1 pseudogene is annotated in these 274 nt (G+C 68.6%); it reads right to left on the bottom strand.

Annotation, left to right across the window (positions count from 1 at the left end):
- A pseudogene (locus tag ACYYG1_RS17440) lies at positions 1-232 on the bottom strand (hypothetical protein); the annotation flags it as partial.
- Positions 233-274 lie beyond the last annotated feature (42 nt).

Here is a 274-nt window from a genome sequence, read left to right as displayed (position 1 = left end):
AATTGCCGGCGCTGCAGATGGCCTGGGCCAGCGCATCGAAATCGTAGAGTTCGGCGCGGCAGGCCGCGGCGATGGGCGCCACGGCGCTCGCCGGGATCACACCCAAGCGAGCCTCGGCACGGGCCAGCGCGGCCTCGAAGTCGAGCATGCCCTGTACCCGGCCGTGGTCGCTGAAGATCGCGCGCATGGCGGGCTGGGTGAAGTAGGCGTCGAACAGAAGGTGGGTGCTCACGGGGGTAGCTCCGGAGATCGGCGTGCGTAGTCGGGACAGTAT

This window comes from Desulfocurvus sp. DL1XJH-121 (assembly GCF_054819825.1).
Note: the sequence above shows the minus strand (reverse complement) of the source record. Positions and strands in the feature narration are given on the sequence as shown.